This window comes from Achromobacter sp. GbtcB20 (genome assembly GCF_019091095.1).
In the GTDB taxonomy this organism is placed as follows: Bacteria; Pseudomonadota; Gammaproteobacteria; order Burkholderiales; family Burkholderiaceae_B; genus Achromobacter; species Achromobacter mucicolens.
Window position 1 is genome coordinate 1 of record NZ_JAGXJZ010000710.1, and the last position, 252, is coordinate 252.

The 252-nt window shown below is 69.4% G+C and carries 1 pseudogene; it reads left to right on the forward strand.

From position 1 onward, the window contains the following. Positions 1–61: 61 nt before the first annotated feature. A pseudogene (locus KVT32_RS30815) lies at positions 62–252 on the forward strand (antiactivator of flagellar biosynthesis FleN protein); the annotation flags it as partial.

The following is a 252-nucleotide window of genomic DNA, read 5'->3' on the forward strand; positions in this document are numbered from 1 at the left end:
CCGCTGGTGATGGCGCATACCGGCAACGTCGCCAACGACAGCAGCCTGCGCGGGGTGCGCCTTGGCTAGTTTCGACTTCGACCAGGCCGAAGGCCAGCGCCGGATGCTGGCCGGGCCGAAGCCGCGCGTGGTCACCTTCCTGTCGGCCACGCCGGGCGACGACAAGGCCGCGATGCTGGTCAACCTGGGCGCTTCGCTGGCCCAGGCCGGCAACGACGTGATGATCGTCGATGCCTGCCAACGCAGGGATGG